Genomic DNA, 1,842 nt, shown 5'->3' on the forward strand with positions numbered 1-1,842 from the left:
CGTATTGTCAAAACTTTTATATTAAAAAAGTTAATAATCCTTGATTTAAAGGGATTTAAATGCAAAAAACTTGCCACCCCCGTGAAATTAGGTTAAAAGTGAGGTTACCACACCGAACACCTAATCCCTAAAAACAAGGAAGTGACAAGTTTGTACCCTCAATTATTAACTTATTTAATGGAATTTATCAAGTATCAAGATCAGGTAATTCGAACATTACTTACCCTACTTATTGGGAAAGGCATGTTTGAAAAGCCTGAAGAAACTCCTGTAAATAAACCTTACCGTAAACTTCAGGTGGATGATCTTCCGATCATCGAAACCCTTCAAAAGCTAGATTACCAAAGTCTTCTATCTGAATATCTGGAGAAGAAAGGTAAACAGCTAAAGCCTGTTCAAAGGCGTTTAAATGCAAAGACAATTGTGCCTAAATCTATGAACTGTCCGAAGTGTGGTGCTCCATCGGATTATCTCTATGCCAATAATGGAGGCAAAGGACAGTATCAATGTAAGGTGTGTACTTGTGTTTTTAACGAAAAGAGCCGCTATTTGAAAGAGGCCGTTTTGAAGTGTCCTCATTGTTCTAAAACACTTGAGAAAGTCAAAGAACGAAAAGACTTTGACGTGTATAAGTGCAAGAATAATGACTGTCCCTATTACCAAAAGAAGTTGAATGGTATGTCATCGAAGGAAAAGAAACAGTTTAAAAAGGATCCTCAAGCCTTTAAGATTAGATACATTTACCGACAGTTTCGAATTGATTTTCAGCCATTGTCTAAGTCTTCTCCCCAAAAACCTAAGGTAGATTTATCAAGGCTTTATGTGTCACCACATACTTTGGGGCTCATTTTAACCTATCATGTCAACTATGGCCTTTCGGCCAGGAAGACAGCTGCACTCATGAAAGATGTTCATGGAGTATCCATATCGCATCAGAGTATTTTAAATTACGAGAATGCCGTTGCCCTTACACTTAAGCCTTATGTGGATTCTTATCCCTACGAACTTTCTGATCAGTTCTGTGGAGACGAAACCTATATCAGGGTGAACGGGCGTTGGCATTATCTGTTTTTCTTCTTTGATACAGTGAAAAAGATTATCCTGTCCTACCCAGTGTCAGCCAATCGAGATACAGTGTCCGCTATCGGTGCAATTGATGATGTTTTAATGAAGCTGAAAGAGATTCCTAAAGACCTAACCTTCGTGGTGGACGGCAATCCCATTTATCTTTTAGCACAGCACTTTTTTGCCCAACACGATATTCATTTTGACATCAAGCAGGTAATCGGGCTTACCAATGAAGACCCCGTATCAACGGAATATAGACCTCTCAAACAAGTGATTGAAAGACTAAACCGCACGTTTAAGGGCAATTATCGCTCCACACATGGGTTTGGGTCTGAACATGGATCGGTTTCATTCGTCACCCTGTTTGTAGCCTACTTTAACTTCTTACGTCCTCACTCAGCCATAGAGGGAAAGGTCCCAGTGGTCGTTACAGAGCTACATCAGCAGCCTAACATGCCAGCTCGTTGGACGAAACTCATTGGTTTAGCACAACAATGGATTGTGGAACAAACAGCCTAACTTTTTGTTTAGCAGAGCCCTTGGACAAACACTAGCAATCGGCGAAGCGAACTCTTGACAAACCGAACTTGCCAATGGTTTAAAATGGAAAAACCAAGGGCTATTTAGTGTGCCTTCTTTTGTCCCCGTCGCCCTTGTTAAAGGAACCTCAAACCATTGGTGTGTTTGTCAAGAGCGATTGCGGGTACCTCCACTACAAAAAAGAGAGAAGAAAAAAACTTCAGGTCACTTTTTCATAGAAGTTTTGACACTACC

At 40.2% G+C, this 1,842-nt stretch carries 1 protein-coding gene; it reads left to right on the plus strand.

All coding sequences use genetic code 11. The features are described 5' to 3' along the window. Positions 1-150 precede the first annotated feature (150 nt). The gene (locus tag M3610_RS27360; RefSeq protein ID WP_251463602.1) at positions 151-1,587 is read left to right on the plus strand and encodes a DDE-type integrase/transposase/recombinase; all 1,437 of its coding nucleotides are present in this window, start codon (positions 151-153) and stop codon (positions 1,585-1,587) included. Positions 1,588-1,842: the final 255 nt, after the last annotated feature.

It is taken from the genome of Neobacillus sp. MER 74 (assembly GCF_023714155.1).